The sequence below is a fragment of the Gramella sp. Hel_I_59 genome, from assembly GCF_006714895.1.
Classification (GTDB): domain Bacteria; phylum Bacteroidota; class Bacteroidia; order Flavobacteriales; family Flavobacteriaceae; genus Christiangramia.
Window position 1 is genome coordinate 2,743,774 of the sequence record NZ_VFME01000001.1, and the last position, 23,618, is coordinate 2,767,391.

General features: G+C 38.6%; 26 protein-coding genes and 1 tRNA gene. 14 read left to right on the forward strand and 13 right to left on the reverse strand.

Annotation, left to right across the window (positions count from 1 at the left end; genetic code table 11):
• Positions 1 to 35: 35 nt before the first annotated feature.
• The 4 genes from prmA to JM79_RS12710 all read right to left on the reverse strand — a co-directional run bounded on the left by prmA (position 36) and on the right by JM79_RS12710 (position 3,424).
• The gene (gene prmA, locus JM79_RS12695) at positions 36 to 869 is read right to left on the reverse strand and encodes a 50S ribosomal protein L11 methyltransferase (protein ID WP_141878504.1); all 834 of its coding nucleotides are present in this window, start codon (positions 867 to 869) and stop codon (positions 36 to 38) included.
• Entirely contained in the window at positions 869 to 1,621 is a 753-nt protein-coding gene (gene tpiA / locus JM79_RS12700) for a triose-phosphate isomerase (RefSeq protein ID WP_141878505.1), read from the reverse strand. The genes prmA and tpiA overlap by 1 nt, the downstream gene beginning before the upstream one ends.
• A 145-nt stretch (positions 1,622 to 1,766) precedes the next feature.
• Complete coding sequence (locus JM79_RS12705) at positions 1,767 to 2,861, reverse strand: BT_3928 family protein (protein WP_141878506.1); 1,095 nt, start codon at positions 2,859 to 2,861, stop codon at positions 1,767 to 1,769.
• A 17-nt stretch (positions 2,862 to 2,878) separates the two neighbouring features.
• Positions 2,879 to 3,424: a DUF1599 domain-containing protein gene (locus JM79_RS12710; protein ID WP_141878507.1), complete on the reverse strand. Its 546-nt coding sequence runs from the start codon at positions 3,422 to 3,424 to the stop codon at positions 2,879 to 2,881.
• Positions 3,425 to 3,506: 82 nt separating this feature from the next.
• Between JM79_RS12710 and folP the strand changes: the two genes are divergently transcribed.
• Genes folP through JM79_RS12725 form a run of 3 tightly spaced genes read left to right on the forward strand, consistent with a single transcriptional unit; the run spans position 3,507 to position 5,912 of the window.
• Complete coding sequence (folP, locus tag JM79_RS12715; RefSeq protein ID WP_141878508.1) at positions 3,507 to 4,337, forward strand: dihydropteroate synthase; 831 nt, start codon at positions 3,507 to 3,509, stop codon at positions 4,335 to 4,337.
• Positions 4,338 to 4,367: 30 nt separating this feature from the next.
• Positions 4,368 to 5,141, forward strand: a complete 774-nt coding sequence (locus tag JM79_RS12720) for a diadenylate cyclase (protein ID WP_141878509.1) — start codon at positions 4,368 to 4,370, stop codon at positions 5,139 to 5,141.
• Positions 5,142 to 5,147: 6 nt separating this feature from the next.
• The gene (locus JM79_RS12725; protein ID WP_141878510.1) at positions 5,148 to 5,912 is read left to right on the forward strand and encodes a DUF3667 domain-containing protein; all 765 of its coding nucleotides are present in this window, start codon (positions 5,148 to 5,150) and stop codon (positions 5,910 to 5,912) included.
• Here JM79_RS12725 and JM79_RS12730 read toward each other — a convergent pair.
• Together JM79_RS12730 and truA are read right to left on the reverse strand one after the other, a co-directional pair.
• On the reverse strand, positions 5,909 to 7,675 hold the full coding sequence (locus JM79_RS12730; RefSeq protein WP_141878511.1) for an ABC transporter ATP-binding protein: 1,767 nt from the start codon (positions 7,673 to 7,675) through the stop codon (positions 5,909 to 5,911). The two genes, JM79_RS12725 and JM79_RS12730, sit on opposite strands and share 4 nt — an antisense overlap.
• Positions 7,665 to 8,420 carry a tRNA pseudouridine(38-40) synthase TruA gene (truA, locus tag JM79_RS12735; RefSeq protein WP_141878512.1) on the reverse strand — a complete coding sequence of 252 codons (756 nt, stop codon included), beginning with the start codon at positions 8,418 to 8,420 and terminating at the stop codon, positions 7,665 to 7,667. Before truA ends, JM79_RS12730 begins: the two co-directional genes overlap by 11 nt.
• 106 nt (positions 8,421 to 8,526) lie before the next feature.
• Here truA and JM79_RS12740 point away from each other — a divergent pair, with 106 nt between their 5' ends.
• Positions 8,527 to 9,015, forward strand: coding sequence for a metallophosphoesterase family protein (locus tag JM79_RS12740; protein WP_141878513.1), 489 nt, complete (start codon positions 8,527 to 8,529; stop codon positions 9,013 to 9,015).
• A 62-nt stretch (positions 9,016 to 9,077) separates the two neighbouring features.
• On the opposite strand, the gene JM79_RS12745 is transcribed toward JM79_RS12740, so the two are convergent.
• Complete coding sequence (locus JM79_RS12745) at positions 9,078 to 9,488, reverse strand: DUF4293 domain-containing protein (protein WP_141878514.1); 411 nt, start codon at positions 9,486 to 9,488, stop codon at positions 9,078 to 9,080.
• A gap of 193 nt (positions 9,489 to 9,681) precedes the next feature.
• Here JM79_RS12745 and rho point away from each other — a divergent pair, with 193 nt between their 5' ends.
• Positions 9,682 to 11,424 (forward strand): transcription termination factor Rho, encoded by a 1,743-nt coding sequence (gene rho / locus JM79_RS12750; RefSeq protein WP_141878515.1) that lies wholly within the window; start codon positions 9,682 to 9,684, stop codon positions 11,422 to 11,424.
• A gap of 413 nt (positions 11,425 to 11,837) precedes the next feature.
• Here the strand turns inward: rho and JM79_RS12755 are convergent.
• Both JM79_RS12755 and JM79_RS12760 read right to left on the reverse strand, forming a co-directional pair.
• Positions 11,838 to 11,910: transfer RNA gene (locus tag JM79_RS12755), tRNA-Gly, on the reverse strand.
• 46 nt (positions 11,911 to 11,956) lie between these two features.
• The gene (locus tag JM79_RS12760; RefSeq protein WP_141878516.1) at positions 11,957 to 12,409 is read right to left on the reverse strand and encodes a GNAT family N-acetyltransferase; all 453 of its coding nucleotides are present in this window, start codon (positions 12,407 to 12,409) and stop codon (positions 11,957 to 11,959) included.
• 38 nt (positions 12,410 to 12,447) lie between these two features.
• On the opposite strand from JM79_RS12760, the gene JM79_RS12765 reads away from it, so the two are divergent.
• Genes JM79_RS12765 through JM79_RS12775 form a run of 3 tightly spaced genes read left to right on the forward strand, consistent with a single transcriptional unit; the run spans position 12,448 to position 14,934 of the window.
• A complete protein-coding gene (locus JM79_RS12765; RefSeq protein ID WP_141878517.1) occupies positions 12,448 to 13,008 on the forward strand; it encodes an ATP-dependent Clp protease proteolytic subunit in 561 nt (186 codons plus the stop codon).
• A gap of 1 nt (position 13,009) precedes the next feature.
• Positions 13,010 to 13,291, forward strand: coding sequence for a GNAT family N-acetyltransferase (locus tag JM79_RS12770; protein WP_141878518.1), 282 nt, complete (start codon positions 13,010 to 13,012; stop codon positions 13,289 to 13,291).
• Positions 13,292 to 13,302: 11 nt separating this feature from the next.
• A complete protein-coding gene (locus JM79_RS12775) occupies positions 13,303 to 14,934 on the forward strand; it encodes a L,D-transpeptidase family protein (RefSeq protein ID WP_141878519.1) in 1,632 nt (543 codons plus the stop codon).
• Here the strand turns inward: JM79_RS12775 and JM79_RS12780 are convergent.
• Positions 14,931 to 15,662 carry a murein L,D-transpeptidase catalytic domain family protein gene (locus JM79_RS12780; RefSeq protein WP_141878520.1) on the reverse strand — a complete coding sequence of 244 codons (732 nt, stop codon included), beginning with the start codon at positions 15,660 to 15,662 and terminating at the stop codon, positions 14,931 to 14,933. The genes JM79_RS12775 and JM79_RS12780 overlap by 4 nt on opposite strands.
• Positions 15,663 to 16,211: 549 nt before the next feature.
• Here JM79_RS12780 and gpmI point away from each other — a divergent pair.
• From gpmI to JM79_RS12810, 6 genes are read left to right on the forward strand one after another with little or no spacing between them, the layout of a single operon-like run.
• Positions 16,212 to 17,729, forward strand: a complete 1,518-nt coding sequence (gpmI, locus tag JM79_RS12785; protein WP_141878521.1) for a 2,3-bisphosphoglycerate-independent phosphoglycerate mutase — start codon at positions 16,212 to 16,214, stop codon at positions 17,727 to 17,729.
• A gap of 5 nt (positions 17,730 to 17,734) precedes the next feature.
• On the forward strand, positions 17,735 to 18,304 hold the full coding sequence (locus JM79_RS12790) for a thioredoxin family protein (RefSeq protein WP_141878522.1): 570 nt from the start codon (positions 17,735 to 17,737) through the stop codon (positions 18,302 to 18,304).
• A 51-nt stretch (positions 18,305 to 18,355) separates the two neighbouring features.
• Positions 18,356 to 18,760 (forward strand): hydrolase, encoded by a 405-nt coding sequence (locus JM79_RS12795; protein ID WP_141878523.1) that lies wholly within the window; start codon positions 18,356 to 18,358, stop codon positions 18,758 to 18,760.
• 4 nt (positions 18,761 to 18,764) lie between these two features.
• A complete protein-coding gene (gene map, locus JM79_RS12800; RefSeq protein WP_141878524.1) occupies positions 18,765 to 19,580 on the forward strand; it encodes a type I methionyl aminopeptidase in 816 nt (271 codons plus the stop codon).
• On the forward strand, positions 19,573 to 20,136 hold the full coding sequence (locus tag JM79_RS12805; RefSeq protein ID WP_141878525.1) for an HNH endonuclease: 564 nt from the start codon (positions 19,573 to 19,575) through the stop codon (positions 20,134 to 20,136). Before map ends, JM79_RS12805 begins: the two co-directional genes overlap by 8 nt.
• Before the next feature lie 3 nt (positions 20,137 to 20,139).
• Positions 20,140 to 20,904 carry a class I SAM-dependent methyltransferase gene (locus tag JM79_RS12810; RefSeq protein WP_141878526.1) on the forward strand — a complete coding sequence of 255 codons (765 nt, stop codon included), beginning with the start codon at positions 20,140 to 20,142 and terminating at the stop codon, positions 20,902 to 20,904.
• A 4-nt stretch (positions 20,905 to 20,908) separates the two neighbouring features.
• Here JM79_RS12810 and JM79_RS12815 read toward each other — a convergent pair whose 3' ends face one another.
• The 3 genes from JM79_RS12815 to nqrF are packed head-to-tail and all read right to left on the reverse strand — an operon-like array spanning position 20,909 to position 23,608.
• Complete coding sequence (locus tag JM79_RS12815) at positions 20,909 to 21,922, reverse strand: FAD:protein FMN transferase (RefSeq protein ID WP_141878527.1); 1,014 nt, start codon at positions 21,920 to 21,922, stop codon at positions 20,909 to 20,911.
• Complete coding sequence (locus JM79_RS12820; protein ID WP_141878528.1) at positions 21,923 to 22,279, reverse strand: Na(+)-translocating NADH-quinone reductase subunit F; 357 nt, start codon at positions 22,277 to 22,279, stop codon at positions 21,923 to 21,925.
• Positions 22,280 to 22,321: 42 nt separating this feature from the next.
• The gene (nqrF, locus tag JM79_RS12825) at positions 22,322 to 23,608 is read right to left on the reverse strand and encodes an NADH:ubiquinone reductase (Na(+)-transporting) subunit F (RefSeq protein WP_141878529.1); all 1,287 of its coding nucleotides are present in this window, start codon (positions 23,606 to 23,608) and stop codon (positions 22,322 to 22,324) included.
• Positions 23,609 to 23,618: the final 10 nt, after the last annotated feature.

The following is a 23,618-nucleotide window of genomic DNA, read 5'->3' on the forward strand; positions in this document are numbered from 1 at the left end:
TGAAAGCTGCAAAGATACAAATTAATGTAACATACTTAAAATGAAAACTTTGCAGCTACCCAGTTATTTCTTTCTATGTGTTCTATAAACTTCAAACCATGCTTTTCACATGCCGACTTTATTACCGGAAGGTCTTCGGTATAAAATCCACTAAAGTATATACTTCCGGAATCTTGCAGACACTCTACATAAGTAGCCATATCATTCAACAAAATATTTCTATTGATATTGGCAAGAATTACATCGTATTTTCTACCAGATAGCAATTCTGCCCCACCTTCTTCAACTTTAATATCTTCACAATTGTTACGCTCAATATTTTCCAGCGTGTTCAGGTAGCACCAGTTATCGATATCAATCGCTTCAACAGGAGTTGCACCTTTCATTCTTGCTAAAATAGCCAGGACTCCAGTACCACATCCCATATCCAATACAGATTTACCTTCCCAGTCATTCTTTAGAATATGCTGGATCATCATATGAGTTGTGGAATGATGACCAGTACCAAATGACATTTTTGGCTCTATAACAATATCGAACCGGGTATCCGGCTTCTCGTGAAAGGGTGCCCGAACGCTGCACTCATCATCTACCAGTATAGGAGTAAAATTCTTTTCCCACTCCTCGTTCCAGTTCACCCGTTCGATTTTCTTTACTTTATAATCAATACTGAATTCTTCAGATTTGAGAATATGCACCTCATCCAGTAAATCATCTGCAAATTGCTCTTCCGGCACATAAGCGGTAATCCCATCTTCATTCTCAACAAAACTTTCAAAACCAAGTTCCCCTAGTTCTGCGATCAATATTTCTGAAGCTGGCGCGACCGGTTGTATCGTGAAATGATATTCGTAATAATGTCCGGTCATTAAAATGAGTTTACGATCTCAAGAAAATCAACTGCTTTTAAGCTAGCTCCCCCAATCAGACCACCATCCACATCTTCTTTGGCAAAGATCTCCCTGGCGTTTGCCGGCTTTACACTACCTCCATAAAGGATGGAAGTATTTTCAGCAACACTCGCGCTTACATTGTCTTTTAGTAAAGTTCGTATATGTTTATGCATTTCCTGTGCCTGTTCAGGGCTTGCAGTTTCACCAGTTCCAATTGCCCAAACTGGTTCGTAGGCTAGGATGATATTTTTCCACGCGTCTTCGGAAAGGTGAAATAAAGCTTCCTTTAATTGTGATTCTATTAAACTGAAATGTTTGTCGTTTTTACGGTCTTCCAGCTCTTCTCCAAAGCAAAAGATCACTCGCATCTCAGCTGCGATCGCTGCGTCTACTTTCTTAGCCAGTTGCTCATTTGTTTCGTGGAAGTATGCACGTCTCTCACTATGCCCAAGAATTACCGTAGTAACACCAATACTTTGTAACATTTTTGCTGAAATTTCACCTGTAAAGGCTCCATTTTCACTTTCATGCATATTTTGAGCCGCCACGATCACGGGAGTATCCTTTAAAGCCTGGAAAGTAGCATATAGATTTGTGAAGGCTGGCGCTACCATAACAGTCGCTTCAGGCTCCTTTACCATTTGCATTTTCATTTCGCCAAGCAATTCTTCAGTCTCAGCAAGGTCGTTATTCATTTTCCAGTTTCCGGCTACTATTTGTTCTCTCATGATAAATGTATTTCAGTGATTGGATGCTCTCCTACTATAGGTTTCAGCATAAAAGACAAATATAAGGAAAGACTGAAATACGAAATCCTAAACCAAAGCTAAACCTTCAATTTTTAGGATTTTCAGAATAAAAGATAATAGATGCTTATAATCTGATATCGCTCGCGTCGAACCAGTGTTTTTTCTGCTCCACGGTTCCGGATCTTAACACCAGGATACCAGGATTTGCTCTTACAATAGTTTTAAGCGCAGTTTCATCTGCCTGATAGAAATCGAAGTCCAGATCAAATTTCTCTTGGAGTTTAGCTTGCAGGTCTTCGCCTGATGCTGTGAGTGCAATCACACGATAATTCTTAGTCCGCGCTTCTTTTGCCAGGTCCTGTATTGCTTCATAACCTTCCATTTCAGTAGACCTTATGTTATACATAACGAACATCAGGACTTTATCTGTGGTAAGAATATCTGTCGTAATATCACCTTCCGGACCTTCGATCACAAAATCATGAATTGGCGGAATATAGCCTTCTTCGACCTGTACCGTCTCAACGCCTATGAATTCTCCGGAAACCTGAGGATAGGCGCCTTGATTGGTAATAATCTTCTCCTCCCCTTCCAACTTAAATTTCCATTGGTACTCGTACACAGGTTCCTGAGCACCTTCAGGCACTACCATTTTTTCAGCTATATTATTGCCGATCTTATAGGGTCTGAAATCCAGCATTGGGAGATGCATCAAGACATGATAACAAAATGCGAAACACGCCATAAAGCTCAGGAAAATTGCCCATTTATGATATTTCTGCGGAAACAGCGGCTCTATATATTTCTGATTAAAGAACACTACCAAAATCAGAATTAGTAGAATGATATCTTTATAGAATGACTCCCATGGAGTAAGCGGAATAGCATCACCAAAACAGCCACAATCTGTAACTTTATTGAAGTATGCCGAGTAAAAAGTAAGGAACGTAAAGAAAATGATCATGAGGAGCAGGCTCCAGCTTGTAAATTTTCTTGCAAACCCAATAAGCAGCATTATCCCAAGCACTAGCTCAAAGATCACCAGTAAAATAGCGATAATGAGAGCAAAAGGTATGAGCGCCGGAATGTCCAGTACCGGTTCACTGAAGTACTCCTGTAGTTTATATGAAAAACCTACTGGATCATTCAGTTTTATGAATCCGCTGAAGATGAAAAGCACACCTACCAGGACTCTGCAAATACCTACAATTGCTTTCATAAGCTATATATTCTGAATTATTTTTCAGCTTCCTGAAAATGAATCATGGCAAAAACAGAATAATTGATCATATCCTGGTAATTTGCATCAATCCCCTCACTGACCAGCGTTTTTCCCTGGTTGTCCTCAATTTGCTTCACTCTCAATAACTTCTGTAAGATAAGATCTGTAAGTGAACTAATTCGCATATCCCGCCACGCTTCGCCATAATCATGGTTTTTATCCATCATAAGCTGCTTGGTTGCGGCAATATTCCTATCATATAGATCTATTGCGTCCTGAGGTCCAAGATCGGGATGATCTGCAATTCCCTTTTCAAGCTGAATTAAAGCCATCACCGAATAATTAATAATCCCGATAAATTCAGACTTCTCATCTTCATCAACTTTTCGAACATCGCTTTCCTGTAGTTTTCTTATACGCTGGGCCTTAATAAAGATTTGATCTGTTAAGGAAGGTAATCGTAGAATGCGCCAGGCACATCCATAATCCTGCATTTTATTCAGAAAAAGACTGCGACAACGGCCAATGACATCATCGTATTGTTCGGAGGTATTTTGCATGAAGTAGCTGTAATTTGCGTAAATTTCGGTCAAATATTTCAGATAGTCAAAGTTATTTGCGCTACCAAAATTCAGCCATCCCATGTTTATAAATTGCCGTGGTAATCTCATCGACCTTTCCGAACCAAAAGTGATGGGAATCATCAATATCACTCCAGACTCCTTTTTTGAGGGTAGTAGGAAGCAAACAGATAAAGAGATTCTTTCCTCTGCTGAAAAAATGCTGAAGGAAGGTGCGAGCTTTCTGGATATTGGCGCTTATAGTTCCAGGCCTGGTGCGCAGGATATTTCAGAAGAAGAAGAATTAGAACGAATGATTCCGAAGCTGAAGTTACTGGAACAGCATTTTCCTGAAGTGAACTTTTCCGTAGATACCTTTAGATCCAGAGTCGCCAGAGAAGCTGTTGAGAATGGTGCTGCAATCATCAATGATATTTCTGCTGGGAATCTGGATGCTCAAATGATCGAAACCGTAGCCAGTCTGCAGGTTCCTTATATCATGATGCATATGAAAGGTACTCCGCAAACTATGAAAAACCTGAACCAATACGAAGATCTCACTGCAGATATTCTTTTTTACTTTTCTGAAAAGATTTCGGCAGCCAGGATAGCCGGAATAAATGATCTAATTATTGATCCGGGATTTGGCTTTGCTAAGAACATTGCTCAAAATTTCGAACTACTGAATAAACTGGATCTTTTCAAAAATCTTGAACTTCCCATACTCGCAGGACTTTCAAGGAAAAGTCTAATCTGGAAGACCCTGAAGTCCACACCTGATAATGCTCTGAATGGCACAAGCATTTTAAATACTATCGCACTTAATAAAGGAGCTTCAATTTTAAGGGTTCACGATGTAAAAGAGGCTATGGAATGCATCAAATTGACCAGTGAACTCAATAACTACGTTTAGTTTTTCTATTTTTACAAAAAACCACTGCATTTGGACATCATAGATCTTCGCATCCTCGATATTCTAGATATTGTTTTTGTCGCCCTCCTACTCTACTATGTTTACAAACTGGTTAGAGGTACTGCGGCCGTTAATATTTTTATTGGGATTGTGGTTATTTACCTTGTTTGGCTGCTAACACAGCTACTTCAAATGGAATTACTTAGCAGTGTTCTGGGTGAATTCGTTGGGGTTGGAGTGTTTGCACTTATTGTCGTTTTTCAGCAGGAGATCAGGAAATTCCTCTTAATGATTGGTTCCACAAATTTCACACAAAAAGGCCGGTTCTTACGAAGCTTCAAAATTAGCAGGGATGATGTGCGCTCGAAATTAGATGTGGAAGCCATTATTGATGCTTGCGAAGCGATGGGAAAAACCTATACTGGAGCTTTAATGGTCATTCAAAAGAACAATAAACTTGACTTCGTAAAGAATACTGGAGATAAAATGAAGATCAAGCTGAATCAGCCTATTATTGAATCTATATTTTTCAAAAACAGTCCGCTACATGACGGTGCGATGGTCATCGAGGAAAGTATGATCACCGCCACCAGAGTGATTCTACCTGTATCTAACGACAGATCCATTCCTTTGAGATTCGGACTAAGACACCGTGCTGCCGTAGGAATTACTGAAAAAACTGATGCGCTGGCTTTGGTAGTTAGTGAAGAGTCTGGACAAACCTCTTATATCAGGGATGGGCAATTTGTGATGTTCGAAACGATGGACGAACTGAAGGTGAAAATAAAAGAAGACATAAGCTAAGAATAGATGACGCATTGCAAAAATTGCAATTTTGCCATTTCCGAAGAACAGAATTATTGCTCTAATTGTGGAGCGAAGATCGTGCGTGACAAGCTTAGCGTTCCCTATCTTTTTGGAGAATTCTTTGAATCCTTCTGGAGTATTGACTCGAACAAACCAGTACTTACTTTTATTGACCTTTTCCGTAGACCTGTGGATGTGATTCAGGGATATATTGAAGGCCTGCGTAAGAAATATATCAATCCTTACGGATACTTTACCATCGCGCTAACCCTTACTGGTCTCTATACTTACGTTAACCTGAAATATTTTCCAGAATATTTAGATGGTGGAGGTCTTGAGGTTAATACAGGAGAACGTGATATAACAAGGGAGGTCACTACGATGATCCTGGAACACATGAACCTTATCACCTTCCTTTTCATCCCGGTAATCACTTTATTCTCCAGGCTGGTCTTTTTAAAAAATAAGAAATACAATCTTGCCGAGCATTTGATCATCCATCTTTATGCTTATTCTCATATAAGCATTGTGTTCGCGATTTTAATCATCATCTCCTTCAGCAATCAATCCTTGTTTGCGGTAATGAACTATGCCACCATTCCTTTTTACATCATTTACTACAGTATCATTTTCAAGAAAATGTACCAGTTGACTTTTTGGAAATTGCTCCAGAAAAGTTTATTGTTCTTACTATTAGTGCTGCTTATTTTCGTGGTGGTTAGCCTGGTACTTGGCTTTTATATGGCAAAATTGAAAGGCGCGATCTAGATGCTTTCTTCTTCCTTGAACTGGACTTCATAAAGCTTGCGGTAGTATCCTTCTGTTTTTTGTAGCAAACTTTGATGATTACCAATTTCCACAATTTTTCCCTGGTCCATTACTATGATCTTATCGGCTTTTTTGATGGTCGCGAGTCGGTGAGCGATCACTATGGAAGTTCTACCTTCAGTAATTTTATCTGTCGCATCCTGTATGAGTTGCTCACTGTAACTATCTACGGAAGAAGTTGCTTCATCCAGCACAAGAATACTTGGATTGCTTACATAAGCTCTTAAGAATGAGATCAACTGCCGCTGTCCAGAAGAAAGCATCGCTCCACGTTCCTTTACATTATAATAATAACCGCCAGGAAGCGAATCTATAAATTCATGAATCCCAATTTGCTTTGCAGCCTTGATCACATCTTCATCTGAAATATCAGGGTTATCAAGATTGATATTATTCATGATGGTATCGGCGAACAAAAATACGTTCTGCAGAACCACAGCGATTTGAGATCTTAAAGATTTAAGCTCAAGATTCTTAATATCCTGCCCGTCTATTTCAATGACTCCACTATCAATTTCGTAAAATCTACTCAGTAAATTTATGATAGTTGATTTACCGGCACCGGTAGCTCCTACAATCGCCACAGTTTCACCAGGCTCTACCCTAAAGGAGATTCCTTTTACAACTTCTTCCTCTGGGATGTAGCTAAATCTTACGTCTTTAAATTCGATCTCTCCATCCAAATGCTCTACCGCAATAGTTCCGTTATCTTCTATCGTGGATTCTGTATCCAGGATCCCGAATACCCGATTCGCGGCGACCATTCCCATTTGCAACGTATTGAACTTATCGGCAATTTGACGCAGTGGCCTGAATAGCATCTGACTCAATTCTATAAATGCGACAATAATACCTAAAGACATATCATCACCGGCAACTACCCTTAAACCACCAAACCATACAATTAAACCTATCGTAATGGAGGTAGACATTTCAGCAATTGGAAAAAAGATGGAGTTATACCAAACCGTTTTTACCCATGCTTTTCTATGTTTATCATTGATTTTCTTGAAGTTTTCATATTCAGTTTTCTCACGGGTAAACAACTGTACGATCTTCATCCCTGTAATACGTTCCTGAACGAAAGTGTTCAAATCTGCCACCTGAGTTCTAACTTCTTCAAAAGCTAACTTCATTTTCTTCTGAAAAACTCTCGTTGCATAAATAATAAAAGGTAAAACTGTAAGGACAATCAAGGTTAGCTCCCAGCTCTTATAGAACATTACACCAATCACTACCAACATTTTCAGTAGATCTGAAATGATCATAAAAAGTCCCTGGCTAAAAATACTGGCAATAGTCTCAATATCACTTACCGCCCTGGTCACTAATCTTCCAACTGCAGATTTATCATAATACTGCATTTTAAAACCAAGCATGTGTTTGAAGAGTTTTACCCGCAAATCACGAACAACCTCCTGCCCAAGCCAGTTAGCATAGTAGATAAAACAGAACTGGAAGATCACTTCCAGCACCAGAACCCCAATCATTAGGCTTACATAATATATAAGACTGTCAAAATCTGCGGGAATCAGGGCTTCATCTACAGTTTCCTGCAGTAAAATAGGTCTTAGAACTCCAAACAGAGAAACAAGGATGGCGGCAACACCTACAAAATAAAATATTCGTTTATAGGGATTGGTGTATCCAAGCAATCGCTTGAAAAGCGCCATATCAAATGCATTTCCTGTATTAGATGCCATCTAGTTCTCTTATCGTTTCAGGATATTCGATCCTGGTTAAATATAATCCATGTGCCGGTACCGAAGTTCCAGCTTTTCCCCTGTCTTTACTTTTTATCACCTCGTGCATGTATTCCAGCGGCTGTTTTCCCTGACCAATTTCAAGCAGAGTTCCTACAACTGCCCTAACCATATTACGCAAAAATCGATCTGCAGTGATATAAAAAATAAACTTCCCGTTCTTTTCTACCCATTTCGCTTCATCGATACGGCAGTTATACGTATGTACATCTGTCCGCGATTTGGAAAAACACTGAAAATCTGAATACTCCTTCAGGATCTCTGCAGCTTTATTCATCTTTTCGAGGTCAAGTTCATAGCGAAAATACCATGCCTGATCGTAAGCAAATACATCTTTATACTGAAGCAAATGATATTCGTAACTTCTCGCCACAGCATCAAATCTCGCATGAGCATCTTTCCTTACCTGAAATACTTCAGAAATTGCAATATCCTTCGGAAGCATGGAATTTAGCTTATAAGCAAGATCTTCAAAATCAAATTCTTCCGAAGCATCAAAATGAGCGAACATTTGTCTTGCATGCACACCGGCATCTGTCCTTCCAGCACCAACAATGGCTACTGAAAATGGTAACACCTTGCTTAGATTTTGTTCAAGAACCTCCTGAACACTAATAGAATCAGGTTGATTTTGCCAGCCGTGATAAGCTTTACCGAAATATGAGAGCTTCAGGAAATACCTCAAGTCAGCTTTATTTTTATATTAGCGAAATGCAAAGATAAGGCAATTATAGCAGGGAAAAAGGGCTGATTTCGCTTCCTTTGTTAAACGACTTTTAAAACTGAAAACTTTGAAGAAAATTCTATTACTAAGTGATACACATAGTCATATAGACGAAAGAATTTTGCATTATGCCGGTGAGGCAGATGAAATATGGCACGCAGGGGATATTGGCAGAACAGATGTAACCGATAAGCTGAAGCAAATTGGACCGCTGCGGGCAGTTTACGGGAATATAGATGATGCTGAAATACGTAAAGAATTTCCATTAAACCAGCGTTTCATGTGTGAAGAGGTAGATGTCTGGATCACTCATATTGGTGGCTACCCGGGAAAGTATTCTCCAGCGATTAGAGAAGAGATCAGACAAAATCCCCCAAAACTTTTTATTTGTGGCCATTCACATATTCTGAAAGTAATGAACGATAAAACCCTCGGACTCTTACATATGAATCCCGGCGCTGCGGGGAAACATGGATTTCACAAGAAAAGAACCATGTTACGTTTCCAGATCGATAAAAAGGAAATCAAGGAACTGGAAGTTATTGAATTAGAATAATTAAAAAACCCGAAGCTTTCACTTCGGGTTTTTCACGCACTAATACTACTAAGATGATAGGCTTATCGTAATCGATCTACAGATTTTACGAGATCTTCGTCCTTCTTGATGGCCTTATTGGCCAAAACAATAAAAACGATAGAAATAATAGGAAGAAACATCCCAATACCTTTCTCTGAGATATCCATCTCTCCAGGTAAAGTTAGAGACCAATAAACAAACACTCCTAGTAAAAAAAGATTTAATATGATATTTAGACGCCCCAAAACAAATTGAAGCTTTCTATTTTTAAACATGATGATACTCATCAGCGAAATTGCTGCTGAAGCAAGAAACATTCCCAGCGCGATTAATACTTCGTGAGCATAGACAAATTCACCTGCTGAATTCTCCCAAAGCGGAAGAGCAAAGATGAGTCCGGCACTCACAATAACCGCTAATAATAACCAAATAGTCTGTATTCTCTGAAGCATATTTCCTGCGATTGCGGCACAAAAATAAAAGATTCTTTTTAGAATCATTGGGTAAAAGAATAAAATAAAGTTGTATAATTGCAGTAACAATGCGTAACCTATTCAATACAGGTTACTTAAGTCTCCAAAACTTTTTATTCTTCTTCGAGAAGTTTTTAAATCAATCCAATCTTATAATTATTTCACTGAATACATGTTCGAAATTTCAGAATTAAAAGCTAAAAAGCTTCCTGAACTTAAGGAAATTGCTCAATCGCTAAATGTTCCTAAGTATAAAACCCTTAAAAAACTGGATCTTGTTTACCAGATCCTGGACTACCAGGCAGCTAACCCAGCAAAAGTAAAAGAAGTACTTACAGAAGAAAATGCCGAACCGGCTAAGCAGGAAACCACAAAACCTTCGAAGGTTGGAAGTGAAAAAAAACCTGCTAAAACTCCTGCCAAACCTGCTGCAAAAGCACCGAGGCCTTCCAGAAAAGAGTCTGATCCAAAGGAAGATAAAAAGGAACCAAGACAGAAAAGTACTCGCGAGCGTAGTCCTTCTAGCGCAAAAACTGATGATCGCAAGAAAAGCGACAACAGAAACGATAGTCGCAATGAGAGCCGTAATGATAATCGCAACGATCGTAATGATCGCAACGACAATCGCAACGATCGCAATCATAACAATAATAGTAATAGCGGAAACAACAAGAATGACCGTAACGATAACAGAAATGATAATCGTAACGTCAATCGCAATGATAACCGCAACGACAATAAGAAAGGTAATAACGGAAACCGCGATAATCGTAACAGATACCGTGAGCCGGATTACGAATTTGATGCTATCATCGAGAGTGAAGGTGTACTGGATATCATGCAGGATAACTATGGTTTCCTAAGATCTTCAGATTACAACTACCTTACTTCTCCTGATGATATTTATGTATCGCAGTCACAAATTAGATTATTTGGTTTAAAGACAGGTGATACAGTACAGGGACAGATTAGACCTCCAAAAGAAGGAGAAAAATATTTCCCACTTATCAAGATCAATAAGATCAACGGACTGGATCCACAGGTTGTTAGAGACAGAGTTTCTTTTGAGCATCTTACACCACTTTTCCCGAAAGAGAAATTCAATATTGCTGAAAAGCAGGCGACGATCTCTACAAGGGTAATGGATCTTTTTGCTCCAATTGGTAAAGGTCAGCGTGGGATGATCGTATCTCAGCCTAAGACGGGTAAAACGATGTTACTGAAGGATATCGCAAATGCTATTGCGGCAAATCATCCTGAAGTATACCAGATCGTTCTACTAATCGATGAACGTCCTGAAGAAGTTACAGATATGCAACGTAACGTGAAAGGTGAAGTAGTTGCTTCAACTTTTGACAAAGAAGCTCACGAGCATGTTAGAGTTGCGAATATCGTACTGGAAAAGGCCAAAAGACTGGTGGAATGTGGACACGATGTTGTTATTCTACTTGATTCCATTACCAGACTGGCACGTGCTTACAATACGGTACAACCTGCCAGCGGTAAAGTATTAAGTGGTGGTGTAGATGCAAATGCACTTCATAAACCAAAACGTTTCTTTGGTGCTGCACGTAATATAGAAAATGGAGGTTCTCTATCTATTATTGCAACCGCTCTTACAGAGACTGGATCTAAAATGGATGAAGTGATCTTTGAAGAATTTAAAGGTACCGGTAACATGGAACTGCAATTGGATAGAAGAATTTCTAACCGTAGAATATTCCCAGCTATCGACCTTGTTTCTTCAAGTACGCGTAGAGATGACCTGTTGCTTGACGAAAACAATGTGAAGCGCATGTGGGTACTACGTAAATATCTTGCTGACATGAATCCTATCGAAGCGATGGAATTTATTAATGATAAGATTAGAAACACTAGAAATAATGAAGAGTTTTTAATTTCCATGAACGGATAATTTAATCTTTTTTATATAAATTCTGAAAAGCCTGAAATTCCAGTTTCAGGCTTTTTTTTTGCGATATGATTAAGTTGGGAAAGAGGGCGTGGAATTCGTGGTAATTTTACAGGCTACAGATCTTATTCGAAGTGTATCAACTTAAATTCATATTAAGGCATTCGCTTTGTACAATTGCAGTACAATGAATAAACCAGAAAGGCTAAAAACTAAGTTTTACAATACAGAATATTTCAGATTAATTTTCCGAAGAAAGCAACAATGGAACTTCAGATAACGTCTTCGATATTATAGTTTTAGACTGTAGATTTCGCAAGTTGAGAGGTGAAATTTGGAGAATTCCGCAGTTATAACGGAAGACTACAAACTCTGATTATTTGCAATAAAAAACCCTGTCGATTGACAGGGCTTAGAGCGGGAGACCGGGTTCGAACCGGCGACATTCAGCTTGGAAGGCTGACGCTCTACCAACTGAGCTACTCCCGCATGCGGCGGCAAATATAAATGCTTTCTTTTGTATGTTCAAAGGAAATCAGAGTTTTTTTAGAAAATGATAGCCGCGAATTACAAAACCAAGATTCATGTAAAATTTATGTGATCTGAAGTTTTCCACGGAACTGTTTAGCTCGATAGTTTCACATTGCTTTTTGATCGCATACTGTTCTATAAATTGGAATAACTGTGTCCCAACACCCAGCCCCTGCAGGTCATCATTTATATAAATATGATCTACTTCGCAGGTTTTTCCCGCATAATGCCGGGTCATGAACCATAATCCAAAAACACCTACAAGTTTTCCAGCTCTATAAATACCGAAACACTCATAATTCTGCTCAAACATTTCCAGTAATCTTTCCTTCAAAATCTCTGGTGGCAACGCCTGCGACTGCAGTTTTTCCAGGTAAGGCAGAACTAAGGAAAAATCAGTTTTTAAAATCTTGTTAAATGCCAGTTGCATACCTGCCTTTTCCGTAAAAATAGTCATATTTTTATCTATTACTTCAAGTACTGCAAATAAGAATTATGGATACATCTAAGAATAAGCCTGGTAAGATCCAGGATCTAATTGACAATAAATTTCTGGAAGAACGCAAAATTTATCTTTGGGGAATGGTCAATGATAAAACTGCAAAACATGTCATAGACCGACTGGAATATCTTGACCTTATGGGAGACGGCGAGATTCAGTTATTCATCAATAGCCCGGGTGGTTATGTAACCGATGGATTTGCTATTTATGATACCATCATGAGCATAAAATCACCAGTTTCAACAATTTGTACGGGTCTGGCAGCTTCCATGGGATCAATATTACTTTCCGCGGGAGAAAAAGGAAGAAGATTTATACAACCGCACGCGAAAGTGATGATTCACCAACCTAGTGGCGGAGCAAGAGGTCAGGCTTCAAATATTGAGATCGCGGCTAATGAAATACTTAAAACCAAACACCTTAGCGCAGAGATCCTTGCTGAAAATTGCGGGACAACTACAGAAAAGGTCCTTAAGGATTTTAATCGCGACTACTGGATGGATGCAGATGAATCATTGGATTACGGAATAGTAGACGGAATTTTTAGAAAATAATATGGAGATAAAACATAAAGAAAGCGATAGCCGCGGAATGTTCTATATCGAAAAAGAGAATAGTCTTGTTGCTGAACTTACCTATCACAAAAAAGGTAATGTCATTACAATAGATCATACCGAGGTAAAAAGAGAAATGGAGAACCAGGGAATTGGTTCAAGCCTGCTGAAGGAAAGCGTTGAATTTGCTCGAAAGCACAATCTAAAGATCGATCCGCTTTGTCCCTTTGCTGAAGTAAAATTCGATGAAAACCCGGAGTATTCAGACGTTCGAGTTTCTTAGTTTCATTTAGAATGAAAATTAAACTACTCCTTGTGGGTTTGATCCTCGGGATAATAAGCTTATCCTGCAAGGACGAACCAAAGCTGGAAGGTATCGAAGAGCGTAACGAAGTTGAAGAGATCAAAGAACTAACTTCGCAGGATGAAATAGAGGATTATTTCGAAGATACCGATAGCACATCTGCCAAAATAAACAATTTCAAAAGCGTGAATTCCTTTTATACCCAAAGGGAATTCATGCCTTTCTGGAATGACAAAGAATCTCGCGAAGACCTTTTCCGCAGTATTGAAACCATCGAATATGATGGATTATTTTTTGAAGATTATCATGGTGAAGAATTACAGCAATTGCTATCCTCACTTAACAGTGATAATGAAGAACAGAATCTAAGAGCTGAAATTCTTCTCACCGATGCTTTTATCGATCTTGCTCATGATCTTGCCGTGGGTAAACTAAATCCGAAAGAAATTTATGAGGTCTGGGGCACAGAGCTCAACACCATTAATAATGAAAGCTTATTTAAAAGACTGGAAAAAGGTGAAAAAGCTTCATCCATTCTGGCAGAACTGGCCCCAGATCATGTGGTATATAAAAGTTTAAAGAAAGCACTTAAGAATTACCGGGATGATGGAATTAAAGAAAATTCCTCCACTGTGATCGCTAGTGGTAAACTTGTAAAACCCGGTGAAGATAATGATAGAATCCCGGATGTTGCGAGCCGGCTTTTCGAGCTTGGCTACTACACAAAGAGTCCGGACTCGGTCGGAACTAGGTACACTAAAAAATTACAAACTGCACTGGAAGATTTTCAGAAAGACCACGGGCTAAACACTGATGGCGTCATTGGTAACACAACTATCGAGAACCTGAATCTTACGACAGAAGACCGGTATCATCAAATTCTGGTCAACATGGAACGCTGGAGATGGTATCCCAGAGATCTCGGTGAGCATTATATTATAGTAAACATCCCTGATTATGAGCTTTACGTGGTCAGTAATGGAGATACCATTAGAAATCACAAAACCATGGTGGGTACCGAAGCGAGAAAAACACCTGTTTTCTCTGATGAGATCGATTATATCATTTATAATCCAACCTGGACCATCCCTCCTACTATCATGAAAAATGATGTAATTCCGGGAGCTTCTAGAGATGTAGGTTATTTAAGAAAGAAGAATATCAAAATGTATGATCGCAGTGGCAAAGAAGTAGATCCTTCTGCCGTGAATTGGAATTCTTCCAGTCCGAGATCTTATACTTACAGGCAGCCGGCAGGACCATCAAATCCATTGGGACTTGTAAAGATCATCTATCCAAATGAATATATGATCTATCTACATGATACACCTTCCAAAAGATTGTTTGAAAAGAATGCCCGGGCACAAAGTTCGGGGTGTGTACGAGTGGAGAATGTACTCGATCTTGCTAAATACTTGATTGAGGATCAGAAAGAATTCGATGATGAGAAGATCGATGAGATTCTAAAATCTGGAAAAACAACGCAAATCGCTATGAAGCAAAAAATTAAGGTACATCACTTTTACTGGACTACCTATCAAAAAAAAGATACCACCAGGTTTATTGATGATATCTATGATCTTGATAAAAAGCTTTGGGATTTATTGAAGCCTAAAGCTTAAGAATTTAAAAAACTGGAAGTATTCAGGTATTTGTCGTTAGATCGATGAATGTATACGACCGACTTTCCTTTAATTTTATGGATTAGATCTTTAGCTACAGTATTAGGAACTGCAGGACAACCATAGCTTCTTCCCAGTCTTCCTAGTCTATCGATAAATTGAGGTTCAGCATAATCTGCTCCATGAATTACAACATATCTTTTTCTGGCATTGGAATTAAATTTCTTTTCCATTCCGTCAATGAACAGTGAAAGTCCATTTTTGCCGAAGTAAGTTTCCCCTGTTACATAGAAGCCCAGGGAACTTTGAAGTGAATTTACAGTATTAGAAAATTTGGTCGCGAATTCAGCACCAGTATTTTTTCCGTGAGCTACATAAGTATTGTATTCAACCTCTTCTGTATCCATATTAAGGATCCACATCCTTTTCTTAGTTGAAGAAAGGTCGAAATCTACAACAGTTAATAAAGAATTACTGACTTTTCCAGCTTCATCTAATTTTTGATAGCCTTTGATAGCTTTTTCAAATACCGATAATTCTGGCATCGTACTATTTTTCAAGGAAAAGCTTTCATATAATGCGAGCGCCTTTTCTTCGGAAGTAAGTTCAACCTCCTTTACAGGCTCTGTCTCGATTACTATCTCTTTTGAATTGTCAATTTCAGATGCATTACTGAAAGCGAATGAGAAAATTAGTACTCCAATCACCGTCATAATTCTATACTTCATATAATTTTCGTTTTAGGTTATTTGTTAAATAATTCCAAAAGTCTTGCCAACATACAAAATTTCAGAACTAATCTCGAATTCAGCTGAACTTTAACAAGATTTGATACTAAAAGTTATCTCAATTGGCGAAAAACAAAGTCTTGCATGCTTTTGATAAACGCTATAGAAATGAAAAGATTGTTCCAAAATGTAATGGAAGAATGTTAAATTTTTAATTTGTAATGAAATTACAAATAGTGAAATTTTGTTAAGATTTTTTAGAAGCCTCATTTAGCTAAAACTTCAAATTATGCTAGACTCGTTTTCCGAAGAGTCATTAAAGATATAAGTTGTGAGTCAGGCAGGCTGGTAACATTAGAATTAGCTGACCGCTGTTTCTTATTTGAAGATGGCAGATTTCAACGAATTCAAACCAGATAATATTGATCTTCAAAGCTTTTCATCATCCGGTATGCTCCGTCGGAATTAGATTTAATAAAATATTATAGTCTGCCCTTCAGCCATTCCCTCTAATTGTTTTTATCTTTATCGCTTAAACTACGACTATCAATGAATAAGAAAGTTCTCCTTATGATTCTGGATGGCTGGGGTATTTCTCCTAATGATGAAATATCTGCAGTAGCTAAAGCTAATACACCATTCATCGATTCGCTACCTGGAAAATTCCCACACGCTACCTTAAGAACCGATGGCCTTAATGTAGGTCTTCCGGAGGGACAAATGGGGAACAGTGAGGTTGGACATATGAATCTTGGAGCCGGTAGAGTTGTTTACCAGGATTTGGTGAAGATCAACATGGCGGTGGAAAAGAACACACTAAAAGATGAACCAGTATTGGAAGCGGCATTTAGCTATGCGGTGAAGAACAATAAGCCAATTCATTTTATGGGATTGCTTAGTGATGGTGGAGTTCATTCTCATATTGACCATTTAAAAGGATTATTATCTGCAGCTGATGCTGCTGGTGTAAAAAATAAGTACGTACATGCTTTTACCGATGGTCGTGATGCAGATCCACATTCTGGTAAAGGTTTTGTAGAAGATCTACTCCCACATTTAAAATCTACAAATTCTGAACTAGCCTCTGTTATTGGTAGATATTATGCCATGGACAGGGATAACCGTTGGGAAAGAGTTGAAAAAGCATACGACCTTATCGTAAAGGGTGAAGGAAAAAGCACTCAGGATATCATATCTGAAATTCAGAAAAGCTACGAGAGTGATATTTCTGATGAATTCATAGATCCTATAGTGTTCACTGATGATAATGGAAACCCTGTTGCTAAACTTGGTGAAAAGGATGTAGTGATATATTTCAACTTCAGAACAGATCGTGGAAGACAACTAACCCAGGCACTATCACAAGATGACTTCCCGGAATTTGACATGAAAAAACTGACCTTATACTACGTCACCATGACGAAATATGACGACAGGTTTGAAAATGTAAATGTCATCTTTCAAAAATCTAATATTAAAGCCACTTTGGGAGAAGTCCTTGAATATGAGGGCAAGAAACAAATAAGGATTGCAGAAACTGAGAAATATCCTCACGTAACCTTTTTCTTCTCTGGAGGTAGAGAAAAGCCTTTTGCTGGTGAAAGAAGACTCATGTGCGACTCTCCGAAAGTTGCCACTTATGACCTCCAGCCGGAAATGAGCGCTTATGATATTACAGACAAAATCGTTCCTGAATTAGAGGACGAGTCGGCTGATTTTATATGTTTAAATTTCGCAAATCCAGATATGGTAGGTCATACCGGTGATTTTGATGCTGCAGTCAAGGCTTGTGAAACTGTTGATATTTGCGCTAAAAAAGTAGCTGAAACTGCTTTTGAAAATGATTATTCTGTCATCATCATTGCAGATCATGGGAATAGTGAAACAATGAAGAATCCAGATGGTAGTGCAAATACTGCGCACACTACGAACCCTGTTCCCCTAATTTTAATGGATAAAGATGTAAAATCCATTCAGGACGGTAAGCTTGGTAACATTGCTCCGACTATATTAAAACTGATGGGAATTACCCAACCAGATCTAATGACAGAAGACTCCCTAATATAATTTTTATGAAAAAGCTATTTATTATCATTGCAGCTTTTGCTGTGAGCTGTGGAAATAAAATGGACAATTCCAACCAGGATGTTGCCATGGATGAAATAGAAGACACAGGAATTGAACAACAGGAAACCCAAAAGGATATGTTGCTAGGTGATTTTACGAAAGATGAATTACAACAAGCACCATTCAATAGCTGGTTTGATTCGAGGTATGAAAATTTCAAACCAGATACCGATGAAATGGCTACGATCAACGAAAATATAAAGGACTACGAAATCAAGGTTCTTATGGGTACATGGTGCGGTGACAGCAAACGCGAACTACCTAAATTCCTGAAGATTCTTGACGAGGCAAACTATGATTACGACAATCTGCAATTAGTTGCTGTAGATAGAAACAAAACGACGCCATCGGGCATTGAGCAAGACCTGGAGGTAACCAGAGTACCTACAATTATCTTTTACAAGGATGGAGAGGAAGTAAATCGTTTTGTGGAATATTCCCAGGGTGAAAGCATAGAAGAAGACATTGCCAGGATCGTAAGTGGTAAGGAGTACAAAAATTCTTACGCAGAGTAGTAAGAAAAAGTTGCAAACTCTGTAATTGAAAAATTATAACTAATTTTGTTTATGCCTAATTCTCTTACCATCGCAGTTGATTTCGACGGTACGATCGTAGAGAACCGATTTCCAGAAATTGGAAAACCTTTACTATTTGCCTTTGAATCTCTTCGGAAATTGCAGGAAGAAGGTCACAGATTAATCCTTTGGACCTACAGAAGCGGAGAAAAACTTGACGATGCTGTTACCTTCTGTGAAAATAATGGTTTAAAGTTTTACGCAATAAATAGTAGTTACCCTGAAGAAGAATTTGACCAAAGTATTAGCAGAAAGATTCTAGCTGATATTTTTATAGATGATCGTAATTACGGCGGAATGAAAGGTTGGGGAGAGATTTACCAATCACTTACATTGAACAAACCAGGAACCGGAACCGGTAAAAAGAAGAGATCAGGTCTCTTTAGAAGATTTTAAAAGTATGATTATACCAAAATCCAGCGAGGAAATTGAACTACTAAGAGAAAGTGCGCTTATTGTAAGCAAAACTCTTGGAATGCTGGCGCCTGAAATTAAACCAGGTGTAACTACCCTACAATTAGATAAACTTGCAGAAGAATTTATACGTGATCATGGTGCTGTTCCAGGTTTTCTGGGATTGTATGATTTCCCTAATTCTTTATGTATGAGTCCCAATGCACAGGTAGTGCACGGGATACCTAACAACACTCCATTGCAGGAAGGTGACATTATAAGTATTGACTGTGGAGCTTTGAAAAATGGCTTCTACGGAGATCATGCCTATACTTTTGGAGTAGGAACAATCGCTCCCGAGGTTGAGGAATTATTGAAAGTCACCAAAGAATCCCTGTATGAAGGAATTCGAGAATTTAAAGCAGGAAATCGCGTTGGTGATGTAGGATATGCAATTCAGAAATATACGGAGGACCGCGGTTATGGAGTAGTTCGCGAACTTGTGGGACATGGGCTAGGAAAAACGATGCATGAAGATCCCGAAATGCCTAACTACGGTAAACGTGGCCGAGGTAAAAAATTTGTAGAAGGAATGGTCGTAGCTATAGAGCCTATGATCAACCTTGGAACTAAGAGAATTAAACAATTGCCCGATGGCTGGACAATACTAACCGTCGATAATAAACCCAGTGCTCATTTTGAGCACGATGTCGCATTGATAGACGGCAAACCAGAATTACTATCAACATTTAAATACATTTATGAATCATTAAAAATTAATTCAACAGAAGAAGACGAATTTAGAGCAAAAGTTTATGATTAAAAGTTACAGACAGGAAATCTGGAAAACCCTACACAAAGATTCCTGGGAAGACCGCTTTATCTACAAAGTCTCAAATTTCGGAAGGATGATCAGTTATCTGAAAAACCCCGAAGGAGACTTGATGAATGGCGGAAAAGTAGGTGGATATTTAAACTTCGCGGTAAAATTGAAGAATGGTAAGCACAAAACTTACTACATTCATCGCATTATTGCTGAAATGTTTTTAGAGAAAAAAGAAGGTGATCAGTACGTGATTCACAAGAATTTTGTGAAGAATGACAATCGCGTTTCTAACTTGGCATGGGCCACCAAGGATGAATGGGTCCAACATCAATATAACAGTCCTAAAGTAAAGGAAAATAAGGAAAACAGAAGATTACGTAAAGTAACCTCTTATTCCAAATTGACTTATGCGCAGGCTGTTATTCTGAAGAAAAAGCTATTAGATCCTGACAGGAAAACCCGTATTCGAGTACTGGCTAAGCAATTTGGTGTATCCGAAATGCAGCTATACCGTATCAAATCGGGCGAAAACTGGGGAGATATCGAAGTATAGCCAATGAGCAATCTTTTTAAACTGGCCTTAAACAGTATTCCCAGGCCCGTACTTATTAGAGCCAGTTACTTGATAAGGCCGTTTTTAAAGATTTATCTTAAAGGCAACCGATATACTGACCCAATTGATGGTAGCAGTTTCCGAAAATTCCTTCCATATGGATATGAAGATCAGAGAGAGAATGTTCTTTCCCCTTCCACTCTATCATTGGAAAGGCATCGCCTACTTTGGATATACCTTCAGCAGCACACAGACTTCTTTACTAAAAAGCGAAAAGTACTTCACTTCGCACCGGAACAGGCTTTTTATAAACGCTTCCGAAGACTAAAAAATCTTGAGTATACCACTACAGATCTAAATTCACCTTTGGCAGATGTCAAAGCTGATATTTGTGATCTACCATTTGCTGATTCCAGCTATGATTTTATTTTATGTAACCACGTTCTGGAACATATCCCAGATGATTTTACAGCAATGAAAGAATTGTACAGAGTTTTAAAACCAGGCGGAACTGCGATTCTACAAATACCGCAAGACCTTAACAGAGCTGAGAGCTTTCAAGATGATACTATTACCGATCCCAAACAAAGAGCTAAAATATTTGGACAGTATGACCATGTTAGGATCTATGGCAGGGATTATTTTCAGAAATTAAGGGAAGTAGGCTTTGAAGTAAATGAAGTAGACCTAAGTAAAAATATGACCAGTCACGAGGTTGATAAATATAGACTTGCAAAAGGGGAAATATTACCGGTTTGCAGTAAGTAATTTACTAGTCCACTAAGTTGGATTTAAATCCTGGTGTCACGTAAGTTTTGACAGCTCCATTTTCATCGGAATAGATCAGATACACTTCTATAGATTGCAGTTCCTTCAGCATACTAGCCGATCTGTCAAGACCCATGGCCATAAGAGCTGTAGCGTAACCATCTGCCATCATACAGTTTTCAGCAATTACAGAAGCACTTAATAAATTGCTCTTTTCAGCAAAACCAGTTATTGGGTTCACTGTATGCACAAAGCGTTCTCCAGTAATAGAGTCAATCCGGTACTTTCTATAGTTCCCAGATGTTGCCATAGAAGCGTTTTTAAGCATCACCTTTGCGTTAAACTGTCTTTCCGGACCTTTCTGTAATGGATGATCAATTCCAACCAACCATTCCTTACCAGATGATTTATTTTTACCCTTGGCTTTTAGTTCACCACCCAGCTCGATCAAATAATTTGATACACCATTATTCTCCAGGTACTGTCCAATAAGATCTATAGTATAACCTTTGGCAATTGCATTAAAATCGATGTAAACGTTTGGGTTCTCTTTGGAGACAGTCTGGTCCTCGTTAATTCTTACTTTATTGAGTCCTACCAGTTGGTTCAAAGAATCGAGTCGCTCTGCATAAAGATCGGTTACGGGTTCTCCGGGACCAAAACCGTAGGCATTAACCAGAACCCCTACCGTTGGATCAAAAAAACCGTTGCTTTCAGAATAAATCCTTTGTGAAGCCTCAAACACTTTAATGAAGTGCTGATCTACTGTCACAATAGAATCACCCCGATTGATCATGGAAATATCGGAATCCTGCTGGTAAGTACTCATAGATCCATTTACAAGATCCACGATGCTGTCCATAGATTCAGTGAACTCAAGCTCGCCTTCTGAAAAGTATTGAACTGAATAGGTCGTTCCCAAAGCTTCACCCTGAAAAGTAGCTATGTCCAGTCCACTCTTAGAATCACATGATACCAGAGTTAAAACTGAAATGATAAATATTGAAATACGATCCATTTAAAATTCTTTCCATCCAGAATAGTTCACAACATAGTCCTCTTCATTAGAGACCGGTTTTTCATAATCTGAAGAATTAGCCAGTCCTACACCGGCATAAAAAGTTCTGGCGTTGAACTTTTCAGCATGTTCCTTTATGTCTTTCATAAAAGCTGGATCAAAAGCCTGAGGGTCATCTGGATATTCAATAGCTCTAACAATGACAAAGTGCAATTTTGTATCCTTTAGGGCCACAAACTGTGGATTACGCCTTAGTTTACTATTTACCCCTAAAAATTCATACCCGTTATCCTCGAGATCCTTACCAACGATGTTCATTGCCAGGTTATGTAGTTCCTGTTCGTCTAATTTTGGCATATACAAAGATAAAAAAATCCCGCCGAAGCGGGATTATAATTATTATCCTCCAAAGTCATCAAATCTGATGTTCTCAGGGGGCATACCGAAGTCTTCACCCATCTTCTGAACTGCTTTGTTCATCAATGGCGGACCACAGAAATATAGTTCGATATCCTCTGGCTCTTCATGGTGCGATAGATAATTATCTATTACAACCTGGTGTATAAAGCCTACAAAACCATCTCCTTCATCATCTAGATTTGACTTAACTTTCCAGTTATCCTCTTCCGCAGGCTCAGAAAGCGCTAGGTAAAATTTGAAATTTGGAAAATCTCTTTCTAATGCTCTAAAGTGTTCTGTATAGAATAATTCTCTTTTAGATCTACCACCATACCAGTAAGTTACTTTTCTACCAGTTTTCAATGTTCTGAATAGATGATAAAGGTGAGATCTCATTGGGGCCATACCGGCTCCACCACCAACATAAAGCATTTCTGAATCGCTTTCATTGATGAAGAATTCACCATAAGGTCCAGAAATAACTACTTTATCACCTTTCTTCAAGCTAAAGATATATGAAGAAGCGACTCCAGGATTCACATCCATCCAACCGTCTTTTGCACGATCAAAGGGTGGAGTGGCAATACGTACATTTAGCATGATCTCACGACCTTCTGCTGGGTAAGAAGCCATTGAGTAGGCTCTTTCAACCAACTCAGGATTCTTCATTACCAGTGGCCATAATTTAAACTTGTCCCACTCGTCTTTAAACTTATCCGGAGTTTCATGTTCTTCAGGGTGAGCAGTAATATCCATATCTTCAAACTTCACTTCCGTTTTAGGAATTTCAATTTGAATATAACCTCCGGCTTTATAATCCATTGGTTCAGGAATTTCTACCACAAATTCTTTAATGAATGATGCCACGTTGTAGTTTCTTACTACGGTTGCATCCCATTTCTTAATACCGAAAACTTCCTCAGGAATGGTTATTTTCATGTCCTGCTTTACCTTTACCTGGCAACCAAGTCTCCATCCATTTGCAATTTCCTTTCTGGTAAAGTGTGGTTCTTCCGTAGGAAGAATTGCTCCACCACCATCTTCAACGATACATTTACACTGGATACAAGTTCCACCACCACCACAGGCAGAAGGCAGGAACAATTTATTATCTCCAAGAGTTGAAAGCAAGGTTCCACCTGAACCTACTTCAATATCTTTTTCGTTGTTGACGTTGATTGTCACAGGTCCTGATGGCGATAATTTGGCCTTAGCTCCTAAAAGCATGGATACCAATAACAAAATCAAGACTAAGAATACTACTACACTAGCTATTATAACTGTCATAATCTTCTTT

Bases quoted from the DNA above. Each gene is read 5' to 3' on its own strand.
- JM79_RS12780 (WP_141878520.1), bottom strand. From the start codon at position 15,662: ATGAAGTATAGAATTATGACGGTGATTGGAGTACTAATTTTCTCATTC.
- JM79_RS12810 (WP_141878526.1), top strand. From the start codon at position 20,140: ATGAGCAATCTTTTTAAACTGGCCTTAAACAGTATTCCCAGGCCCGTA.
- JM79_RS12765 (WP_141878517.1), top strand. From the start codon at position 12,448: ATGGATACATCTAAGAATAAGCCTGGTAAGATCCAGGATCTAATTGAC.
- JM79_RS12725 (WP_141878510.1), top strand. From the start codon at position 5,148: ATGACGCATTGCAAAAATTGCAATTTTGCCATTTCCGAAGAACAGAAT.
- JM79_RS12775 (WP_141878519.1), top strand. From the start codon at position 13,303: ATGAAAATTAAACTACTCCTTGTGGGTTTGATCCTCGGGATAATAAGC.
- JM79_RS12730 (WP_141878511.1), bottom strand. From the start codon at position 7,675: ATGGCATCTAATACAGGAAATGCATTTGATATGGCGCTTTTCAAGCGA.
- JM79_RS12745 (WP_141878514.1), bottom strand. From the start codon at position 9,488: ATGCTTCAGAGAATACAGACTATTTGGTTATTATTAGCGGTTATTGTG.
- map (WP_141878524.1), top strand. From the start codon at position 18,765: ATGATTATACCAAAATCCAGCGAGGAAATTGAACTACTAAGAGAAAGT.
- JM79_RS12815 (WP_141878527.1), bottom strand. From the start codon at position 21,922: ATGGATCGTATTTCAATATTTATCATTTCAGTTTTAACTCTGGTATCA.
- JM79_RS12820 (WP_141878528.1), bottom strand. From the start codon at position 22,279: ATGCCAAAATTAGACGAACAGGAACTACATAACCTGGCAATGAACATC.
- JM79_RS12795 (WP_141878523.1), top strand. From the start codon at position 18,356: ATGCCTAATTCTCTTACCATCGCAGTTGATTTCGACGGTACGATCGTA.
- gpmI (WP_141878521.1), top strand. From the start codon at position 16,212: ATGAATAAGAAAGTTCTCCTTATGATTCTGGATGGCTGGGGTATTTCT.
- prmA (WP_141878504.1), bottom strand. From the start codon at position 869: ATGACCGGACATTATTACGAATATCATTTCACGATACAACCGGTCGCG.
- JM79_RS12760 (WP_141878516.1), bottom strand. From the start codon at position 12,409: ATGACTATTTTTACGGAAAAGGCAGGTATGCAACTGGCATTTAACAAG.
- folP (WP_141878508.1), top strand. From the start codon at position 3,507: ATGTTTATAAATTGCCGTGGTAATCTCATCGACCTTTCCGAACCAAAA.
- JM79_RS12770 (WP_141878518.1), top strand. From the start codon at position 13,010: ATGGAGATAAAACATAAAGAAAGCGATAGCCGCGGAATGTTCTATATC.
- JM79_RS12805 (WP_141878525.1), top strand. From the start codon at position 19,573: ATGATTAAAAGTTACAGACAGGAAATCTGGAAAACCCTACACAAAGAT.
- JM79_RS12705 (WP_141878506.1), bottom strand. From the start codon at position 2,861: ATGAAAGCAATTGTAGGTATTTGCAGAGTCCTGGTAGGTGTGCTTTTC.
- tpiA (WP_141878505.1), bottom strand. From the start codon at position 1,621: ATGAGAGAACAAATAGTAGCCGGAAACTGGAAAATGAATAACGACCTT.
- JM79_RS12710 (WP_141878507.1), bottom strand. From the start codon at position 3,424: ATGCAAAATACCTCCGAACAATACGATGATGTCATTGGCCGTTGTCGC.
- rho (WP_141878515.1), top strand. From the start codon at position 9,682: ATGTTCGAAATTTCAGAATTAAAAGCTAAAAAGCTTCCTGAACTTAAG.
- nqrF (WP_141878529.1), bottom strand. From the start codon at position 23,608: ATGACAGTTATAATAGCTAGTGTAGTAGTATTCTTAGTCTTGATTTTG.
- JM79_RS12790 (WP_141878522.1), top strand. From the start codon at position 17,735: ATGAAAAAGCTATTTATTATCATTGCAGCTTTTGCTGTGAGCTGTGGA.